Source organism: Corynebacterium imitans (assembly GCF_000739455.1).
In the GTDB taxonomy this organism is placed as follows: domain Bacteria; phylum Actinomycetota; class Actinomycetes; order Mycobacteriales; family Mycobacteriaceae; genus Corynebacterium; species Corynebacterium imitans.
This window is the reverse complement of the sequence record NZ_CP009211.1, coordinates 452,744-470,906: the sequence shown is the minus strand read 5'-3', so window position 1 is coordinate 470,906 and position 18,163 is coordinate 452,744. Positions and strand designations below refer to the sequence as shown.

The following is an 18,163-nucleotide window of genomic DNA, read 5'->3' as shown; positions in this document are numbered from 1 at the left end:
GCGCGCGAAAAGGAGCTGACGTGTTGGCCACCTATACAAATTAGTAGCAGTTTGCCTAAAACACCATTAAGGGCTGCGGAGTCGACTCCACAGCCCTTAAACGTTTTTGTTGCGTAGACCCTTAGAACACCGCTTTACGCAGGCGCTCGAGCGCCTCGTGTACGCCGTCGACCGACGGGTCCTCGTCCAAATCCCGCGAGGACAGCTGCAGCTGTTCAATGGAGGCGTCGGCCGCCTGGATCGCGTGCTCCACCTGCGTGACCAGCGGATCGATGTTCTCGCCGAAGGGCTGCTTCGCCGTGGACTGCGACCAGCGGCGAATCATCTCCAGCGGCATCTTGGTCAGCTCGGAAATCGAGTTCACCTTCAGCTCGACGCGGTTGGCCAGCGAGGAGTGCAGGAAGACCGCGTTGTCCATGTCGCGCAACGCAACCTCCATCGCCTCGTACAGCATGCGCATCGACTCGATGCGGTCCTCCTCCGCGGAGAAGGTCGCCGTCTGCGCAGCCTGGAGACGCGCCAGCGCAATCGCGGTACGCGCCTTCGCCGCACGCGCCTGCAGCTCTTCGGCCACCTCGGACAGCGACTGCGCGTTCTCGTCGATAATGCCGCGCATCGTTGCCCAGACCTGCAGCGGTGCGAGCAGCAGCGTGCGCGACGCGCCCTCCGCCACCACGTTTTCCATCTCGCTCTTGACCTGGTTGGTCACAGAGTTCTCCTGCAGCAGCGTGTCGCAGGCAACCAGGAGCTCCTCAGCGGACTTCTTAATGGAGGTCTGGATGCCCATGAAGGTCTCCAGCTCCTTGTACAGCGCCGCAGTCGCCTCGTACACCTCGCCTTCGCCCTCCGGCAGGACGAAGCCAGCCTCCTCACGGGCGGCAACCTCGGCGGGGAGCACCTCCGACATGAACGCGTCGTAGTCCGGGACGAGCTCGCAGATCCGCTCCCAGCCCAGCTCCGCGCGGCGACGGCGGCCTACACCGTCGCGCTTGGCCTGGTGCTCGACAATGTTGGCTTCCTGGTACACCGCGGCGGCGGTCTGGAAGTAGTCCGTCATCGGACGGGTACGCACCGACAGGTAGCGCCCGCCCGACAGCGGCGTCACAGTCGCCAGCACGTCGTAGGCAGAACCGCTCTTGGCCAGGTTGCGCACGTAGCCAACGAAGGGCTTGCCTGCCTCGATCCAGTCCCACATGGCCTTGAACACGCCACCGGGCATCTCCACCTGGCGGATGAGATTGTGCGGCTTGCCGATCATCTCTTCCAGCGGATACTGGGCATAGTGCATGAACACTTCGTTCACGTCGGTCATGATGCCCTTGGCATCAGTGACCGAGAAGAAGATGTCATCAACCGCGACCAGGTGCTGCGGACCATCGGTCACATCCCGGTCAATAATCACTTCGTAGGCCATGATTACACAATCTAGCAGGAACTAACAGGATCTTTTTATTTTCGGACAGTCAAGCTTACCTTTTGGAAAGATTTGGCGTCCTCGTATCCGCACTTCGCCATGATCCGGCGCAGACCGCCAACCAGGTTCATCGTCCCGTACGGATCGTGCGAAGGCCCGTGCAGCACCGTTTGCAGCGACTCGCGTTGCTCGGCGGGCACCACCTGGCGCATCTCGCCGCGCGGGAAACGCGGGTGCGCGATCGCGGACTCCCAGTACACGCCCTCTCCCGAGGCCTCGCTGGCACGCGCAAGGGGCTCGCCCAGCATGACCGCGTCAGCGCCCACGCCGAGCGCAACCGCGATCAGCCCGGAGGTGTCCACCGGCGCATTAGCGATGACGTGCACGTAGCGCCCGCCGGTCTCGTCCAGGTAGTCGCGGCGGGCCGCGGCGACGTCGGCAATCGCGGTGGCCAGCGGCACGTCCAGCGACATGCTCTGGTTCGACTGCCCGGAGCCGACAATCACGCCGGCCGCGCCGGAGCGCATCAGGTGCATCGCGGTGCTGTAATCAAACACGCCACCGGCGATCACCGGCACATCCAGCGTGCCGATGAACTCCTTAAGGTTCAGCGGCTCGCCGCCCTGCTGCACGTGCTCGGCGGAGATGATCGTGCCCTGGATGAACAGGAGCTCCGCGCCCGCTTTGACCAACTGCGGTGCCAGCTCGCGCGCGTTCTGCGGGCTCACGCGCACCGCGACGGTCGCGCCCGAGTCGCGCACGCGCGCCATGTGCTCAGCAAACAGATCCATGTCCAGCGGCGCCTGGTGCAGCTCCTGCAGGATGGCGGTCCCGCTGGACTGGGACTTCAGCAGCGATTCCAGGTCATCCCACTCAATGCTTGCCGCGCCGATGACCCGCTTGATCGCGTCCGAGAAAGAGGCATGACGGCCCAACAGCCCCTCGGCGTTCAGCACGCCAAGGCCGCCCTGCTTGCCCATCTCAATGACAAACTCGGGGCTGGCCAGCGCGTCGGTGGGGTGCGAGACCAGCGGCACGTCGAAGCTGTAGGCGTCAATGTGCCAGGTGGTATCCACCACCTTGGAAGAACGCGTGCGGCGCGCCGGAACGAGCGAAAGATCGTGCAGATCGTAGGCGGCGCGGGCCTCGCGACCTTTACCTATTTCGACATATTCGTGCATGGTTGTTGCAGCTCACTCCTAGTGGCGGTAGTTCGGTGCCTCGACGGTCTGGGTGATGTCGTGCGGGTGGGACTCGCGCAGACCAGCGGTGGTGATCTGCACGAACTGCTTCGTCTGCAGCTCCTCGATGGAGGAAGAACCGGTGTAGCCCATCGCCGCGCGCAGGCCGCCGACGATCTGGTGGGTAATCGAGTCCAGGTCACCGCGGAAGGGCACGCGACCTTCGATGCCCTCCGGCACCAGCTTGTCCTCGCTGGTCACATCAGCCTGGAAGTAGCGGTCCTTGGAGAAGGAGCGCTTCTCACCGGTCAGGCCACGGCCCTGCATCGCACCCATGGAGCCCATGCCGCGGTAGCGCTTGTACTGCTTGCCGCCAACCACGACGATCTCGCCCGGTGCCTCGGTAGTACCGGCAAGCATGGAGCCCAGCATGACGGTGGACGCGCCGGCAGCAAGCGCCTTGGCGACGTCACCGGAGAACTGCATGCCGCCGTCGGCGATAATCGGCACACCAGCCTTGTGTGCAGGCACGGAGGCCTCCAGGATCGAGGTGATCTGCGGCGCGCCAACACCGGCGACCACGCGGGTGGTGCAGATCGAGCCCGGGCCAATGCCCACCTTGATCGCGTCTGCACCCGCGTCGATCATGGCCTGGGCGGCCGAGCGGGTGGCCAGGTTGCCGCCGATGACGTCGAGGCGGTCGCCGAAGTCCTTCTGCACGCGCGCGACCATCTCAAGGACGCGATTGTTGTGTGCGTGCGCGGAGTCAACCACGAGTGCGTCCACACCAGCCTCAGCCAGCAGGCCCGCACGGTCGTAGGAGTCCTCGCCGGTACCGATGCCAGCGGCGACCAGCAGTCGGCCGTTCGCGTCCTTCGAGGCGTTGGGGTACTGCTCCGTCTTCACGAAGTCCTTGACGGTAATCAGACCGACCAGTTTGCCGTCCTTGGACACGATCGGCAGCTTCTCCACCTTGTTGGCGGACAAAAGCTCGAGTGCTTCCTCCTTGGTCACGCCCTCCTCGGCGACAACCAGCGGCATGGCGGTCATAATCTCGGCAACCTTGCGCTCGTAGTCGCGCTCGAAACGCATGTCGCGGTTAGTAATGATGCCGACCAGGCGCCCCTCATCATCCACGACCGGCAGGCCGGAGATACGGAAGCGGGCGCACAGCGCGTCCACGTCGTTGACGGTCATGTCAGGCGTCGCGGTGACCGGGTTGGTCACCATCCCAGACTCGGAGCGCTTCACCACATCCACGTTCTCCGCCTGATCCTGGGCGCTCAGGTTGCGGTGCAGAACGCCAATGCCGCCCTGGCGGGCCATCGCGATCGCCATACGGGACTCGGTCACCGTGTCCATCGCGGCGGACGCGATCGGCATGCCCAGGGTGATGTTGCGGCTGAACTTCGAGGTCGTGGAGACCTCAGCAGGCACGATGTGGGACTCCGCGGGCAGCAGCAGCACGTCGTCGAAGGTCAGGCCGCGCAGTGCGACCTTGTTCGGATCGTCCCCACCTGTAAGAATTCGTTCGTTTGCCATAATTACTGCTTCTCCTCTCCCGCGCGGGCCGCACCTTTTTGCTTTCAGCCATGATATATCCTCACCCCGACTTGTACCTAGGCGGGGGAATTGGCAGGGATTGAAAAAGCACATAGTGTGGGTGGCGTGAACTTTGATGACATGATGCCCAAGGATCCGTTCGCGGACGATCCGAATGATCCGGCGTCGTTTATTGAGGATGACGCGCTGCCGGAACCACTCTCCCCGCAGGAGCGCACCGATGTGCTGCGCGACCTGCAGTACGTGCGCGACTGCCAGCGCCGCCTGCGTCCGCGCGGTATCCGCGGCATTTACTTCATGTGCGAGGACTGCGACCAGTGGCATTACTACGACTGGGACATCATGGAGCAGAACATGCTGGCTACCCTGCGCAACCAGCTCCCGGCCGTGCATGAGCCGAGCGCCGAGATCGCTTACGACGCCTACGTGTCCTGGGACTACGCCCTAGGCTTCCTCGACGGCCTCGAGGCGCGCTAAGGGCCCGCTTATCGACGGCGCGCTTACGCATTCCTGCCCCGCACACTTTCCCAAAGTGTGCGGGGCTGTTTTTGTTAGTTCACGCCGCTAGTAGTTCTGCGCCTCACCCAGGGTGCCGCCACCCGGTGCGGTGTTGCGCTCCGATGCGCCGGGCACCACCGTTTCCTGGGGTGTGTGCCCCGCGTCGCTAGTCTCCTCTGACTCGCCTTCCGGGGCGGGCGTCGACGCCGAGGGGCTCTCGAGCGGGTTGGGACGCACCGGCGCTTCCCGCGACGCGCTCGGCTCCTGCGCGGGAGGCTGTGCCTGGCTCGGCTGCGGGCTCTGCTCTGCGGGCTGACTCGGCTGCACCGTCTCCGTGATCACCTCTGGCTCGGGCGGGGGCGGAGTAACCGTTACGGTGCTGACCTTGGTACGCACGATCGGTTCAGGCGCTTCCGCGTCACGCCCCTCTCGGCCCTGGTTCGCCCGCGGCTCCATCGAGGCGAGCAGCTTGCGCGCCTGGTCGAACAGTGCGCTGGCCGCGTCTCGGTCGCCGGAGTCATTCGCGGCCTGCAGCTCGTCGAGCGTGGAGGCAAGCTCCACCGCCGCGGTCCGGTCGCCGAAGACCGCGGTCGCAGGCCCCCACAGCGGGGAGCCGGGCGTGGCATTGTAGAGCGCCGCACCGCTACCGGTGACCACGGCGGTCGCCGCTGCAGCGCCAACGAGACCGGCCACCCAGGGGCTCGGCTGGGTGCGGCCGCGCCGCTCGCCCGCGCTGCGGCGGCCAAACAGCTTGCGGCGCAGCGGCACCACGGTGGTGTCTTTTGCTTCTTCCGTGTCCCCTGCGGTATCTCGTGCTGCCTCCACACGCGGCGGTGCGGGCATCGGCCGGTCGATGTCGGCCTTCAGCTCAAGCAGCATCGCCGCGAGGGGGTCGCTCCCGTCCGAAGGGTCGACGCCAGCAGCGAGTGCGTCAAGGAACGCGTCCTCGTTCGCCACAGCGGCAAACTCTTCAGTCACGTTGTCCGCCTCGTTACGCCCGTAGTCGTCTCCATAGCCATGTCCGTCACTGCGCCGAGCCATCGTGCAACTCCCCTTCCTCCAAGTGTTTGCGCAGCGTCGCAAGCGCACGGAATTGGGCGACGCGCACCGCTCCCGCGGTACTGCCCACAATTTGCGCTGTTTCTTCTGCGGAAAGGCCCATGAAGACTCTCAGGATAATGATGTCACGGGCCTTGTCACTGAGTACATCGAGTAACTCACGCACTCTGTTACTACCATCCGCTACCAGGGCAAATTCCTCTGGAGTTTCCCCGTGCGACTCGGTCTCAGGCACTTCTTCAGTGGGCGTAAGTTTATCCCGCGACAGCGCCCGGTGTGCATCGGCAACTTTGTTGAACGCGATCCCGTAGACAAACGCCATAAAGGGTTTGCCCTGGTCCCGGTAGCGGTCAATCGAGGTCGCCACGGCCAGGCAAACGTCCTGGGCCACATCCTCGGCGGTGGGCATACGTCCGCCCCCGATGCGGGCACGGGTATAGCGCAGCACCAGCGGGTGGATCAAGCGAATTACCTGCTGCAGTGCCCGCTCGTCACCGTCGACGGCGAGGGGAACGAGCCGAGCTAACTCGTCGTTGACTTCCGGCGTGGCCATCCGTCTCCCTTCCTCCCTCGCACATTTCCTGCATACCGTGCACAGCCCACGATCAAACGCCGCAGTAGCGCTCGCACTTTCGTCACAATCATAGGGAGTGTAACCGCAGTCCCCTGCACGGGCGACATGACGCCTGCCCAAAAGAAAGTATTTTCCGCAACATCTCCAAGGTTCCCCTAAAGTTCATCACCGGTTTACCTTCTGCGTTTTCCCAGCTCACACACGGCCAGTCCATGCTTCAGCGGCCAAATACAGACAGCGGTCACTCACAGGACACCTATCGTTTACCCACGGGGAGAACACTTCGGATTCGGCACCGGCGCTGCGCGCCGGACAAGCACGCACATGTCAATAGTTTCTACAAGGAGTCTCTACCACCATGTCCCTGCCGCAATATCTCCCCGGTCCGAACGCTGATTTCTGGGACTGGCAGCTGCATAGCGCGTGCCGTGGCGAAGCATCTGAGGTCTTCTACCACCCAGACGGGGAACGCGGCCGCGCACGCACCCAGCGTGAGAACCGCGCAAAGGCTATCTGCTACTCCTGCCCCGTGCTCGAGCAGTGCCGCGAGCACGCCCTGCGCGTTGCGGAGCCCTACGGCATTTGGGGCGGCATGAGCGAGTCCGAGCGCCAGGCCATCCTGCGCAGCGGCCACGGCGGTGCCCTAAAGGTTCCCGCCGCCGCTTCCGCAAAGTAAAAACCAAAAGCGCTGCCGGAGCCCCTCATTGATCGCAAGGGGTTCCGGCAGCGCTGCTGCACGGGCGGAAAGCCTAGTGCGCGTGACCTGCGTGGCCTGCGTTTTCTTCCTCTTCCGCCGGCTTGGTCACCACGGAGGCCTCCGTGGTGAGCACCATGCGGGCGACTGAGGCGGCGTTGACCACAGCGGAGTGGGTCACCTTCACCGGGTCGATGATGCCCTGCTCGACAAGGTTGCCGTACTCCAGGGTCGCGGCGTTGAAGCCCTCATCGTTGCTCAGCTCGCCGATCTTGGACACGACCACGGAGCCGTCCAGGCCCGCGTTGTCGGCGATCCAGAAAGCGGGCTTGCGCAGCGCGCGGGCAACGGCCAGCACGCCGGTCTTCTGCTCGCCAGTGAACTCCTCGGCGTAAGCCTCGAGCTCCTTGGCAATCTGCACGAGCGCGGAACCGCCACCGGCGATCACACCCTCCTGCACGGCAGCGCGCGCAGCGTTGATGGCGTCCTCGACGCGCAGCTTGCGCTCGTTGACCTCCGTCTCGGTCGCGGCACCGACGCGGATGACGGCCACACCACCGGACAGCTTCGCCAGGCGCTCTTCTGCCTTCTCGCGGTCCCAGGTGGAGTCGGTCGTCTCGATCTCGCGGCGGATCTGCTCGCGGCGATCCTCGATGGCCTCGAGCGTCCCCGCCCCGTCGACAAGCACGGTGTCGTCCTTCGTCACGGTGACGCGGCGTGCACGGCCGAGATGCTCCAGGGTGGCGTCCTTGAGGTTGACGCCTACCTCCGGGTCGATCACGGTGGCCTGGGTGACCACGGCGAGATCGTCCATGAAGGCCTTGCGGCGCTCGCCGAAGTACGGAGCCTTCACAGCAACGACCTTCAGCGACTTGCGCATCGTGTTGACCACGAGCGTCTGCAGCGGCTCTCCCTCGACGTCCTCTGCGATGATCAGCAGCGGCACCGAGGACTCGGCGATCTGCTCCAGCAGCGGCAGGAAGTCCGGCAGGGAGGAGATCTTGTTGCGCACCAGCAGCACGCGTGCATCGTCCAGCACGGCCTGGCCTGCGTCCGGGTCCGTCATGAAGTAGGGCGACAGGAAGCCCTTGTCAAAGGAAATACCCTCGGTCAGGTCCACGTAGGACTCGATGGACTGGGACTCCTCGACGGTCAGCACACCGTCCTTGCCCACCTTGTCCATCGCGCCGGCAACCATCTCGCCGACCTCCGGGTCGCGGGAGGAAACGGTGGCCACATTCGCGATCTCTGCGGAAGCGGACACCGGGGTGGAGCGCTCGCGCAGCTCCTCAACGACCTTCTCGGCGGCGGCGGTAATGCCCTTGTTCAGCTCGATCGGGTTCGCGCCCGCAGCGACGTTACGAAGCCCTTCTGCCACGAGTGCCTGCGCCAGCAGGGTCGCGGTGGTGGTGCCGTCACCGGCGATGTCGTTCGTCTTCACAGCGACGGACTTGACCAGCTGCGCACCGAGGTTCTCAAAGGGATCTTCCAGATCGATGTCGCGAGCGATGGTCACGCCGTCGTTGGTCACGGTCGGCCCACCCCAGGACTTGGAGAGGACCACGTTGCGGCCGCGCGGGCCAAGGGTGACCTTCACTGCGTCGGCGAGGATGTCCACGCCACGCTGGATACCCTCGCGGGCCTCCTGGTCAAATGCAATAAGTTTTGCCATTGGTGGCTTCAGCCCCCTTCGTTTACTTTTCGACGACAGCGAGCAGGTCGCGAGCCGACAGCAGGAGGTACTCCTCGCCGTTGTACTTCAGCTCGGTGCCGCCGTACTTGGAGAACACGACGGTGTCGCCCTCCTTCACGTCCGGGGCGACGCGGTTGCCGTTGTCGTCCAGGCGGCCCGGGCCAACAGCGATGACGACGGCTTCCTGCGGCTTCTCTGCAGCGGAGTCCGGGATAACCAGGCCAGAGGCGGTGGTGGTCTCAGCCTCAGCGATCTGCACGAGGACCTTGTCTTCCAGCGGCTTGATATTGACGTTTGCCATAATCGTTTACCTTGGTGACCTTTCGTAGATGTTGCGTTGCAATCTTTTCGCAGATTTGCAGTTGTAACGATTGTCTCGATGCGCAGCCGTCGTCGCGGGTGAACAACTGTGCTCTACACAACCTGGTTAGCACTCTACCCACGTGAGTGCTAAGCCACAACATCACTCCCCCGGCAACGCCAGACTACTGGGTGTGCGTCGCATTGCGCACGGCGTTGCGCCAGAGCTCGTACTCCTCCGGATTGTCCTCGCGATAGTTTTCCACCGCGCGGATCGCCTGGTCTACCGACGCGATGGTGCGCTCTTCCACACTCTTGCCCTCGCGGTTGGTAAAGATCACTGGCCCGCAGATCGCCCGCGTCGGATCGGTGAGAAACGCCGGGTTGTTGGTGTCCGCGGTGTTGCGCGCCAGCGAGGCCACCGGGTTCGGCTCCGCGCCCTGCACGCGAGCTTCCGGGTTGAACAGCGCGTGGAAGCGGTTGCCCTCCTGCTCGAACGCCACGTCCACGAAGTCATCCTCAACACCACCGAGGAAGTCGCGCGCCGTGTCCTCATCAAACACGATGCGGCGGTAGGTCAGGTCCGGATTCACCAGGAAACCGAAGCGCTCCCGGTCCGCCTGCTCGGCGTTCGTGGTGTACTCCGGCGTGTGGGAAAGCTCACTCATGGCCGCTGCGTCCTCCGTGGTGTATCAAAAGGGCCTACTTGCTAGTGAAGATAGCCGCTTGCACCCATCCTCGCAGCGCGAGAAGTCTCCCAGCACGTCACAGACCTAGTTTTAGGCCCCGACGAGCGGCGTTTCCACCTCGAGCGAGGTATCCGTTGCCACCGACAGCGGCGAGGATTTCACCCCCTCATGGATGAGCTGGCCGGCCACCGCCGCGATCATCACGCCGTTGTCCGTACACAGGCCAAAGCGCGGCACGCGCAGCTCAATCCCGCGTTCGGCGCACCGCTCCGCCGCAAGCGCACGCAGCCGGGAGTTCGCCGCTACTCCGCCGCCGAGCAGCAGCGTCGACGCGCCGGTATCCTCGCAGGCCATGACTGCCTTCGCCGTGAGCACGTCGCACACCGCCTCCTGGAAAGACGCGCAGACATCCTCCAGACTCACTACACGACCCTCTCGCTCGGCGGCTTCCACGTAGCGAGCCACCGCGGTCTTGAGCCCGGAAAAAGAGAAGTCGTAGCGGTGCTCGCCGCGCAAGTCCTGGGCCTTCGACAGCCCGCGCGGAAACGCGATCGCGGTCGGGTCGCCGGCTTGCGCCAGCTTGTCCACCACCGGACCGCCGGGATAGCCGAGGCCGAGGAGACGGGCGACTTTGTCGTAGGCCTCCCCCGCGGCGTCGTCAAGCGTCGAGCCCAGCTCCCGCATCGGGCGGCCCACCGCCTCGACCTCGAGCAACTGCGTGTGCCCGCCGGAGACCAGCAAGGCCACGGAATGCGGCAGCGCGGACTCACCTTCGAGGTTCGCCACCGCGACGTGACCGCCGAGGTGGTTGACCCCGTAGAAGGGCACGCCCCACGCGGCCGCATAGGCCTTCGCCGCCGAGGCACCGACCAGCAGCGCGCCCGCCAGACCCGGCCCGACGGTAGCCGCCACCGCATCAGGCTTGTCCACGCCGGCCTCCTTGAGCGCGGCCTCCATCACCTGCGGCATGGCCTCAAGGTGCGCGCGCGAGGCGATCTCCGGCACCACGCCGCCAAAGCGGGCGTGCTGTGCCATCGAGGAGGCGACCGCGTCCGCAAGGACCTCCATCGTCCCGTCCTCATGCAGGCGAACAATGCCCACACCCGTCTCATCGCAGGAAGACTCAATCCCGAGCACGATCATGGGTGTCCCTTACCTTTCTGTCTCGTTGCCGGTGCCCGCCCGCTCGCTGTTGCGCGGGCGCATCATCGCATACGCGTCCGCGCCGGAAGCCTGGTAGTAGTTCTTGCGCACGCCGGTGGTGACAAAACCGTAGTCCTCGTACATGCGCAGCGCGGGCACATTGTCCGTGCGGACCTCCAAAAACATCGGCCCGTCCAGCAGATCCGCGGTGTGCACGAGCTGGTCCATCAGCGCGCGGCCCACGCCGCGGCGCTGGTAGACGGGGTCCACGCCGATGGTGTGGATCTCAAACTCCGGATCCTCTTTCGGTCCCAGCATGGCCACGCCCGCGTACCCGACGAGCGAGTCGGTACCGTCTTCAAAGGCGCCGACATAGAAGGTGTAGCGCTGGGAAAGCTCCGCACGCACCATCGGTTCGGTCCACGGCTGGTCACCTTGGAACAGGAGCGCCTCCAGCTCCGCGATGCGCGGGGCGTGTGCCGGGCTAAGCTCACGAAATTCCACTGCTAGCTCAGCTTCTTCAGGTCAATGTCCGGCAGCGCGGGCGAGCGCGGCTTCTGCTTCGGCGGGACCGCGTCGGGACGGCGCAGGTAGTGCGGCACGAGCGGAGCCGGTGGGGCCGAAAAGTCCGCGGCGGCGACCAGGCCTGCGGTGCGCGGCGGAAGGTAGGTCACTTCATTCGCATCGACGCTCAGCTGCGCGGCGAGCTGCTCCGGGACCGAGCAGAAGGCCACGGGCGGGCAATCGAGCTCCGCGGGCTTTACCACGTCGGGGCCAGCCACACGTTGGCCATTTTCGTAGCGGGCCCAGTACACCTCGCGCCGACGGGCGTCGGTAACAATCAGTGCAGATTCCGCGTCCACACCCTTTGCCACCGCGTCGTGGGTGACCACACCGTAGACCGGAATCCCCAGCGCCTGGCCCAGCGCCTGCGCGGTCGCCATACCGACGCGCAGCCCGGTAAACGGGCCGGGGCCGCAGCCGACCACGATCGCCTCGAGGTCCGAAAAGGCAAGGCCCGCGCCCTCGAGCAGTTCCGCAATGGTCGGAACCAGCAGTTCGTTGTGGGCGCGGGTAGAGATGATCTTCTCGGCGATGACGTCGACGGCGTTTGGTTCGTCGACGCTACCGGATACGGTGGCGGAGACGTTGGCCAAGCCCGCGACAAGCTCGGTAGTGGCCGTGTCGAGGGCGAGTACTCGCATTACTGCGTCAGCCCCATGACCCACTGGCCGTTCTGCTTCGCCACGATCAGCGGGCTCTGCAGCGGGTACGCCGCCATTGCAGGCTGCTGGCAGATGTCCACGTTGCGCAGGTCGACCTTGTCAAAGTCGGCCTTCGCGTTCTCGTCGGCAGGCAAAAGCACCATGTAGCCGGTGTTCTCGTCCAGCTCGAGCTCGTCAGCGGTGGCGTGGAAAGCCTCCAGCTTGCTGTCGCGCAGCTCGTCCGGCTCGGCCGGGCACAGGGTGGTGAACCCGACGTACTTCTCCGCGTCGTACACCCGCGAGGCGTCGATCATCTGCGCCGCCAAGGCGTCGCCCTGCGGGTTGAGCTGGGCCACGGAGCGCGTCAGGGAGTTCGTCGGCGTGATGTTTGCTGCCTGCGCGTTTTTGTTGGACAGAGGGATGAAGATCATGGCGACGAGCAGCACGACCCACAGAGCGCAGGCCAGCGCTACCCATCCACGATTGGTGTTGGAGAGCTTTAGCATGGGCTAAAGCCTACATCCCTGCGTTTCCTTTGCCAGTTTTCGGTGTGCCCTGCCACTGCCAGGTGATGATGCGCCCTTCCGACTCCGGGTCTTCTCGCACCAGCGTTTCGCGGTCCAGCGACACAAGAAGGTACGCGGAGCTGAGCTGCTCAATCAGTCCCCCGCCCCACTCGGCGACCACCACCGCGTGGTCGAGCTCCGTGTCCAGGTCGAGCGCGTCGAGCTCGCCGAGCGGGTCGCCGCTGGAACCCTCGCCAAGCAGCCGGTAGGCATCCACGTGAATCAGCGACGGGCCGCCAACCCGCGAAGCATGCTCGCGCGCAATCACGAAGGTTGGGCTGGTCACCCGCCCCTTCACCCCAAGTCCCTCGGCGATACCCTGCGTCAGCGTCGTCTTGCCCGCGCCCAGCGGCCCGTCCAAGATCACCACATCGCCCGCGCTAAGCTCCGCGCCGAGCTCACGGCCCAGGGCTTTGGTCTCGGCCGCAGTCTCACACACTCTTCGCACGTGTCCTCCTCGCGTATCGCTTCTCGACGCCCCGTTTACCCCCGCCCAACATACTCCCGCACCGTCCTGCCCTTGGGCGCGCACAGCACCTCGTAGCTAATCGTGCCGGTGGCCGTGGCCAGCTCGTCCGCGCTCATTCCGCCCGGCCCGAACAGGATCGCTTCGTCGCCCGCGCGCACCTGCGGTTCCGCGCTGCCCAACCACACGACGATCTGGTCCATGCACACACGTCCCACCTGCGGGTACCACTGCCCGTTGATCGTCACCCCGAAGCGCCCCTGCCACGAGCGGCTAATCCCGTCGGCGTAACCAGCCGGAATGAGCGCGGTGTAGCCATCCTCCGGGGCCTGCCAGGACAACCCGTAGCTCACGGACTCGCCGCGCGAAATCGGCTTGACCGCCACCACGCGCGCCACCCAGCTCATCGCCGGGCGCAGGCCGTGGTCCTGGCCGGCAACCGGCTCGCTGCCGTACAGGCTCACCCCAGGCCGCACCTGGTCCAGGTGCGCGTCCTTTCGCGTCCACACCCCGGGCGAATTCGCGATGTGGGTAACCTCCGGGTGCAGGCCCGCACGGTGCGCGGCCTGGGTGGCACGCTCGAAGGCATCGAGCTGCTCCTGGGTAAAGGGGTGTTCCGGTGTATCTGCGCAGGCGAGGTGGCTCATCAGCCCTTTTACCCGCAGCGTGCCTGCGGCCTCTGCTTCGGCGGCGAGGGCGAAGGCCTCATCCCAGGCTTCCTCGTCGATGCCGGAGCGGTTCATCCCCGTGTCCACGACGAGGTGGACCGGAATCGGGGTAGGGAGGGTTGGCGCGGCGTCGATAAGCGAGCGCAGGTGCGCAATGCTTGGGGCACCGACCTCGATGCCGGCGGGGATCTCCTCCCCTGGTGCCCACAGCCAGGCGAGCACAGGCTTGGTGGTGAGGCGGGCCACCTCGCGCGCCTCGGCGAAGGTGGCCACGCCGAACGCGTCCGCGCCGTTGGCCTCCATCACGGGCATGCAGGCGTCGACGCCGTGGTTGTACGCATCCGCTTTGATCACGCACATCAGCTGCCGGTCGCCGACATGTGTTCTGATGCAGCGGGTGTTGTGCGCGATTGCGTCCAGATCAATCCGAGTAACCAGAGGGTGCATGGCCATATTGTGCACCATCGCGCACCTAGAACAGGTGGAGCACACCCAGAAGAATCAGCATGGCAGCAACAGCCCAGGTAGCACCCAGGGTGACCGGGCGCGGATTCTTGCGCGCCCACGCAAACCCGCGACCCGCCGCACTGTCCGGCTTCGCGCGCACCCACCCCACGAGCAGCGCCGAAACGGTTGGCAAGGACAGCGCCACCGTCGCGTACAAGATCAGGGAGGTGTAGCGCAGCGTCGGATCGATGCCCGCAGCCGATAGCAGGGCGAGCCCGCCATAAAAGGGAATGGAGGTGGCCGACTGCACCAGGCCCAGGACGAAGCCGGTGAGTACTGTCAGCGCGTTCGGCTTACGCAGCGGTCGCAGCACCGTGGCGATAAGCTTCGAGTTATCCCCGCCTTTGAGCGCCAGCACCCCGGTGAGTAGACCCGTGACCAGCAGGAGGATGCCAAAAATAGGGCCTTCAACGAAGCTTTGGACGACGGGACCGAGGCCGTCGAAAATGGCGAGCATGAGCAGCGCCAGGCTTGCCACCCCCAGCCAATCGCCCGCGATAAGCAGCGCCACGATCGCCGCATATTTTGGTTGATGGCGCGGCACAATGATCCCCACCGCCACGATCACGCCGATGAGCAACAGGTTCACCGAATCCACAAACGCCAGCGAAAGCGCACCAAGCATCAGCGATCCTCCAATCATTTTCCGGCCCACACTAACCTACGCGTTGCCCACGCGCCCAAGCGTGCTCGAGTACCATTGTCTGCGTGTCTGCGAAGCTGAAGAATTTCTCCGAACTGTCCAAGCGCGGCCCGCACCGCGTACTCGAAGGCGACCTGGGCTATACCGGGCTGCCCGGCAAGGTCTACACCCCCGCCGAGGGGCGCGACCTGCCCGCAGTCGCCTTCGGCCACGACTGGACGAAGAACGTCGACGATTACCACCGCTTCCTGCGTCACCTAGCCAGCTGGGGTATCGTCGCCGCAGCGCCGAACACAGAGACCGGGCTGCGCCCGGACCACGCCGGGTTCGCCGCCGACCTAGAAACCGCACTGCAGATCTGCGCAGGCGTGCGCCTGGGCAATGGCAACATCACCGTCTCGCCGCAAAAGCTCGGCATCGTGGGCCACGGGATGGGCGGCGGCGCTGCCGTCCTCGCCGCCGTGGACAACGAAAAGGTCCACGCAGTGGCATCCATCTACCCCGCCAACGTCGCCCCCTCCTCTACCCAGGCGGCCCGCTCCCTGTTCGTCCCCGGCCTGATCATCGGGCCCGGTGTGGACGCTGACGCCCTGTTCAATCCGGGCAACCCGGCGAAGCTGGCCTACAACTGGGCCGGCAAGGCCTGCTACCGCACTATTAAGAAGGGCGACCAGCAGGAGTTCTCCGAGGACGGCCTGCTCAAGCGCGTCCTCGGCCTGGGCAAATCCAACCGCGACGTGCAGGAAACCGCGCGTGGCCTGGTCACCGGCTTCTTGCTGCACCAGCTCGCTGGCGAGAAGAAGTACGCCGCCTACTCCGACCCCGAGGCCGCGGGCAGCGGCGTCGAATCCCTGGTGGGTGATGACCTGGCGGAGGCTGCTGGGCTAAGCCGCGACGATAGCGGGTTCTCGCTGTTCTAGGGTTTGGTTTGTTGGGGTTTGTCGCGGGTTGCGGTGAGCCCGTGAAAGATTCAACATTTTCCGGGCCGTTTTTTGCATAACCCCAGCTCGCGAGAAGCCCCTCGTCGAATTTTTCACGCCCCCTACCGCGGACGCCTCCCGTTCGGTGGTTCCCTTCGCAGCACCGCACGGATCGGCTTCTTGCCGTCTTCCGGAGGCTGCAGCAACTTCGAATTCCGTAGCGGGTAGCTGTACTCGCCGCGCGGCACAACCAGCGGCGGCTTGTCCGGGTTCGCCTGTGCCATCGCGTGGTACTTCGCGGTCTGGGCCATTTTGCGCTGGTTGTCACGAAGCATCGCTTCGAAATCCAGCATGCGCTTCTCTGTGCGTCGCCGGTACTGCTCGGCAAACTCTGCGAAATCCATCACCATTCCCCTGTCTTCTTCATGGCCCACGGCTCCGCAGAGTCCGCAGCTGCCGGTGTGTCGTTGTCAGTGTGTTCGGTCTGCTTGGCGTCTTCAGTTGCATCGGCCGGTGCCGGATCCGGCGGCACCTGGGCTACCTCGGTGGCTGGACTCTCGATGTGTTCCAGCTTCTTCGGCGGCGGGGCCGGTTCCTCTACCTGTGAGAGCTCGGGCGGTGGAGGGATCACACCATCCTCGGGCACAGGCTCGGGCTCGGGTGCTGGCTCCGGCTCGGGCACAGGCTCCGGGCATTCGGGCTCAGGCTCCGGTTCCGGGTTTTCAGGCACATCGTGCGTGCAGCACTCGGCCCCTGGGCATTCCGCGACCGCTTCCAGCGAGGCGGCGAAGCAGTCCAGCCCCTCGAGTACTGCCGCCGCACCGGCTTGCACCAGCGTGCCCACCCACGCGGCGGTCTCGGTCTGCGGTGCTGGAGGCTGGAACTGCTCTACTGTCTCGCAGTCCACGGTTTCAATACCTGCGTTGATTGCGCCATCGATGTCGAAGTTGAAGTTGAGCTCAACATTGACCGGTGCGGGCTGTCCGACCAACCCCGCAACGGCGGAAGCGGCCGCGGTGCCAACACTTGCGGTGTCGACGCAGCGCGTTTCCAGCCGTGGGCACTCCGTCACCCTCGGCTCCGGCGCTGGCTTCGGCTCCGGTGCCGGAGGCGGTGCAGGCGGATCAACAGGCGCAGCGGGCTTGGGCGGCGGCTCCGGCGCAGGCTCAGGCGCTGGTTTCGGTGCCGGTTTCGGTGCGGGCGTCTGCGCCGGCTCGGTCGCTGCTGTACCGCCACCCTCGCACTCGCAGCTGCCGTCGTACTCCACCGGCGGCTCGGGCTGCTGCACGGCGACGTCTTCCACGCACTTCGCGATGGCCTCGAGGCAGTCCTCGATGACGCAGTTGCGGTCCTTCGCCGTCGCGCTCGCCTGGGTGAGTGCGCCGATTGCCACGTCGATGACCTGGTCGGTCAGCTGTGGGAACCCAAACTTCACAATCATTTCCAGCATCCGGCACGCCGGTGAGAGGATTTCCTGCATGGCGATGTCGCCGGTGGTGCAAACCTCCTCGATCGTCTTGCAGCACGCTTGGATCTGACAGCCGACCTCGTCGACGTGGTTGAAGTGCTCGGCCTCGCGGTTGGCGTCTTCGGCCTCTCGCTGTGTGATGCCCAGCTCTTCGAACCAGCGCTCCTCGGCCCCCGGATTGGCCCCGGGCTCGCCGAAAATGAAGTCCGCGATCGGGCCGTCGGCCCTGGTTTTCGAGCGATCCAGGCCCGTATACACTGAGCCGCTCCCGCTAAGCTGGAAACGGCCTTGCAGCTGCGCGCCCGTGGAGGCGAACCCGTGTAAGTTCTGACCGCGCAGCCGGTCAATCTGTTGCAGGAGATCGTCGGCTATCCCCTGCGCCACCGCCTGCTTCCCCGGCGAGGCGGGGGCTGTGCAGATCAGCGACATGACGCGCTGTACTTCTGCTTCAACGGCACTCATAGCTGCGCCTCCCGGAAAGCAAAACCGGCGGCGTTACCTGTATCGGCGTGCACGACGTCACCGCTCAGCCGCACGATCTGTTCCCAGTTCCGCGCCCGCGCGGACAGGTAAGCGGCCGTCGTTTCGTCCATGCGCGACAGCGCCGCCGCGATCCGCGCGCCCTGGTGCGTAAAGCCTTGCCCGAAACTGTCCGGCGCGACCTGCGCCGGGTTCGCCGCGAGTTCGTCCCTGGCAGCGCGATAGGCACCGATAGCGCGTGTGTAGCGTGCGCGTACTGCGTCGACGTCGACATCAACGCCACGTTCCGATGCGCTCATAATTCCACCCCCGATATTCCCCCGGCCCACCATTGTGGGCTCTATCTAAAAATTTTTCCTGGCCCTTATTAGACGCAGCCAGACCCCCTACGGTTCCCTCGTCCCCGAAAAATTTTTCTTCAAACCCCATAAA

The 18,163-nt window shown here is 65.2% G+C and carries 21 protein-coding genes; 3 read left to right on the top strand and 18 right to left on the bottom strand.

Going from position 1 to position 18,163, the window contains the following annotated elements; translation table 11 throughout:
* Positions 1-121 precede the first annotated feature (121 nt).
* The 3 genes from CIMIT_RS02185 to guaB are packed head-to-tail and all read right to left on the bottom strand — an operon-like array spanning position 122 to position 4,137.
* Positions 122-1,414, bottom strand: a complete 1,293-nt coding sequence (locus CIMIT_RS02185) for a PAS domain-containing protein (RefSeq protein WP_051904725.1) — start codon at positions 1,412-1,414, stop codon at positions 122-124.
* 35 nt (positions 1,415-1,449) lie between these two features.
* Positions 1,450-2,595: a GuaB3 family IMP dehydrogenase-related protein gene (locus CIMIT_RS02180; protein ID WP_038588547.1), complete on the bottom strand. Its 1,146-nt coding sequence runs from the start codon at positions 2,593-2,595 to the stop codon at positions 1,450-1,452.
* 18 nt (positions 2,596-2,613) lie between these two features.
* Positions 2,614-4,137, bottom strand: coding sequence for an IMP dehydrogenase (gene guaB, locus CIMIT_RS02175; RefSeq protein ID WP_038588544.1), 1,524 nt, complete (start codon positions 4,135-4,137; stop codon positions 2,614-2,616).
* 117 nt (positions 4,138-4,254) lie between these two features.
* Here guaB and CIMIT_RS02170 point away from each other — a divergent pair, with 117 nt between their 5' ends.
* Entirely contained in the window at positions 4,255-4,635 is a 381-nt protein-coding gene (locus tag CIMIT_RS02170) for a DUF5319 domain-containing protein (protein ID WP_095066744.1), read from the top strand.
* 87 nt (positions 4,636-4,722) lie between these two features.
* Here CIMIT_RS02170 and CIMIT_RS02165 read toward each other — a convergent pair whose 3' ends face one another.
* A complete protein-coding gene (locus CIMIT_RS02165; RefSeq protein WP_051904724.1) occupies positions 4,723-5,697 on the bottom strand; it encodes a hypothetical protein in 975 nt (324 codons plus the stop codon).
* A complete protein-coding gene (locus tag CIMIT_RS02160; RefSeq protein WP_038588541.1) occupies positions 5,681-6,268 on the bottom strand; it encodes a sigma-70 family RNA polymerase sigma factor in 588 nt (195 codons plus the stop codon). The genes CIMIT_RS02165 and CIMIT_RS02160 overlap by 17 nt, the downstream gene beginning before the upstream one ends.
* A gap of 379 nt (positions 6,269-6,647) precedes the next feature.
* Here CIMIT_RS02160 and CIMIT_RS02155 point away from each other — a divergent pair, with 379 nt between their 5' ends.
* The gene (locus tag CIMIT_RS02155) at positions 6,648-6,965 is read left to right on the top strand and encodes a WhiB family transcriptional regulator (protein WP_038588538.1); all 318 of its coding nucleotides are present in this window, start codon (positions 6,648-6,650) and stop codon (positions 6,963-6,965) included.
* Positions 6,966-7,038: 73 nt separating this feature from the next.
* Here the strand turns inward: CIMIT_RS02155 and groL are convergent, their stop codons facing one another.
* The 10 genes from groL to CIMIT_RS02105 all read right to left on the bottom strand — a co-directional run bounded on the left by groL (position 7,039) and on the right by CIMIT_RS02105 (position 14,845).
* Positions 7,039-8,655 carry a chaperonin GroEL gene (gene groL, locus CIMIT_RS02150; RefSeq protein ID WP_038588535.1) on the bottom strand — a complete coding sequence of 539 codons (1,617 nt, stop codon included), beginning with the start codon at positions 8,653-8,655 and terminating at the stop codon, positions 7,039-7,041.
* A 22-nt stretch (positions 8,656-8,677) separates the two neighbouring features.
* A complete protein-coding gene (gene groES / locus CIMIT_RS02145) occupies positions 8,678-8,977 on the bottom strand; it encodes a co-chaperone GroES (RefSeq protein WP_038588532.1) in 300 nt (99 codons plus the stop codon).
* A gap of 184 nt (positions 8,978-9,161) precedes the next feature.
* Positions 9,162-9,644, bottom strand: coding sequence for a hypothetical protein (locus CIMIT_RS02140; RefSeq protein ID WP_231910323.1), 483 nt, complete (start codon positions 9,642-9,644; stop codon positions 9,162-9,164).
* Positions 9,645-9,755: 111 nt separating this feature from the next.
* A complete protein-coding gene (gene tsaD / locus CIMIT_RS02135) occupies positions 9,756-10,808 on the bottom strand; it encodes a tRNA (adenosine(37)-N6)-threonylcarbamoyltransferase complex transferase subunit TsaD (RefSeq protein ID WP_038588529.1) in 1,053 nt (350 codons plus the stop codon).
* Between the two features lie 9 nt (positions 10,809-10,817).
* On the bottom strand, positions 10,818-11,312 hold the full coding sequence (rimI, locus tag CIMIT_RS02130; protein ID WP_038588526.1) for a ribosomal protein S18-alanine N-acetyltransferase: 495 nt from the start codon (positions 11,310-11,312) through the stop codon (positions 10,818-10,820).
* Between the two features lie 2 nt (positions 11,313-11,314).
* On the bottom strand, positions 11,315-12,013 hold the full coding sequence (tsaB, locus tag CIMIT_RS02125; RefSeq protein WP_038588523.1) for a tRNA (adenosine(37)-N6)-threonylcarbamoyltransferase complex dimerization subunit type 1 TsaB: 699 nt from the start codon (positions 12,011-12,013) through the stop codon (positions 11,315-11,317).
* On the bottom strand, positions 12,013-12,519 hold the full coding sequence (locus CIMIT_RS02120; RefSeq protein WP_038588520.1) for a hypothetical protein: 507 nt from the start codon (positions 12,517-12,519) through the stop codon (positions 12,013-12,015). Before CIMIT_RS02120 ends, tsaB begins: the two co-directional genes overlap by 1 nt.
* A 10-nt stretch (positions 12,520-12,529) precedes the next feature.
* Positions 12,530-13,027, bottom strand: a complete 498-nt coding sequence (gene tsaE / locus CIMIT_RS02115; RefSeq protein WP_038588517.1) for a tRNA (adenosine(37)-N6)-threonylcarbamoyltransferase complex ATPase subunit type 1 TsaE — start codon at positions 13,025-13,027, stop codon at positions 12,530-12,532.
* Positions 13,028-13,062: 35 nt separating this feature from the next.
* Entirely contained in the window at positions 13,063-14,160 is a 1,098-nt protein-coding gene (gene alr / locus CIMIT_RS02110) for an alanine racemase (RefSeq protein WP_038593732.1), read from the bottom strand.
* A 25-nt stretch (positions 14,161-14,185) separates the two neighbouring features.
* Complete coding sequence (locus CIMIT_RS02105) at positions 14,186-14,845, bottom strand: hypothetical protein (RefSeq protein WP_038588514.1); 660 nt, start codon at positions 14,843-14,845, stop codon at positions 14,186-14,188.
* Between the two features lie 83 nt (positions 14,846-14,928).
* Here CIMIT_RS02105 and CIMIT_RS02100 point away from each other — a divergent pair, with 83 nt between their 5' ends.
* A complete protein-coding gene (locus CIMIT_RS02100; RefSeq protein ID WP_038588510.1) occupies positions 14,929-15,783 on the top strand; it encodes a poly(ethylene terephthalate) hydrolase family protein in 855 nt (284 codons plus the stop codon).
* A 122-nt stretch (positions 15,784-15,905) separates the two neighbouring features.
* Here the strand turns inward: CIMIT_RS02100 and CIMIT_RS02095 are convergent, their stop codons facing one another.
* Genes CIMIT_RS02095 through CIMIT_RS02085 form a run of 3 tightly spaced genes read right to left on the bottom strand, consistent with a single transcriptional unit; the run spans position 15,906 to position 18,030 of the window.
* Positions 15,906-16,193, bottom strand: a complete 288-nt coding sequence (locus CIMIT_RS02095) for a hypothetical protein (protein ID WP_038588507.1) — start codon at positions 16,191-16,193, stop codon at positions 15,906-15,908.
* Positions 16,187-17,713, bottom strand: a complete 1,527-nt coding sequence (locus CIMIT_RS12785) for a hypothetical protein (protein WP_038588505.1) — start codon at positions 17,711-17,713, stop codon at positions 16,187-16,189. Before CIMIT_RS12785 ends, CIMIT_RS02095 begins: the two co-directional genes overlap by 7 nt.
* Positions 17,710-18,030: a hypothetical protein gene (locus tag CIMIT_RS02085; RefSeq protein ID WP_144311794.1), complete on the bottom strand. Its 321-nt coding sequence runs from the start codon at positions 18,028-18,030 to the stop codon at positions 17,710-17,712. Before CIMIT_RS02085 ends, CIMIT_RS12785 begins: the two co-directional genes overlap by 4 nt.
* Between the last annotated feature and the right edge of the window lie 133 nt (positions 18,031-18,163).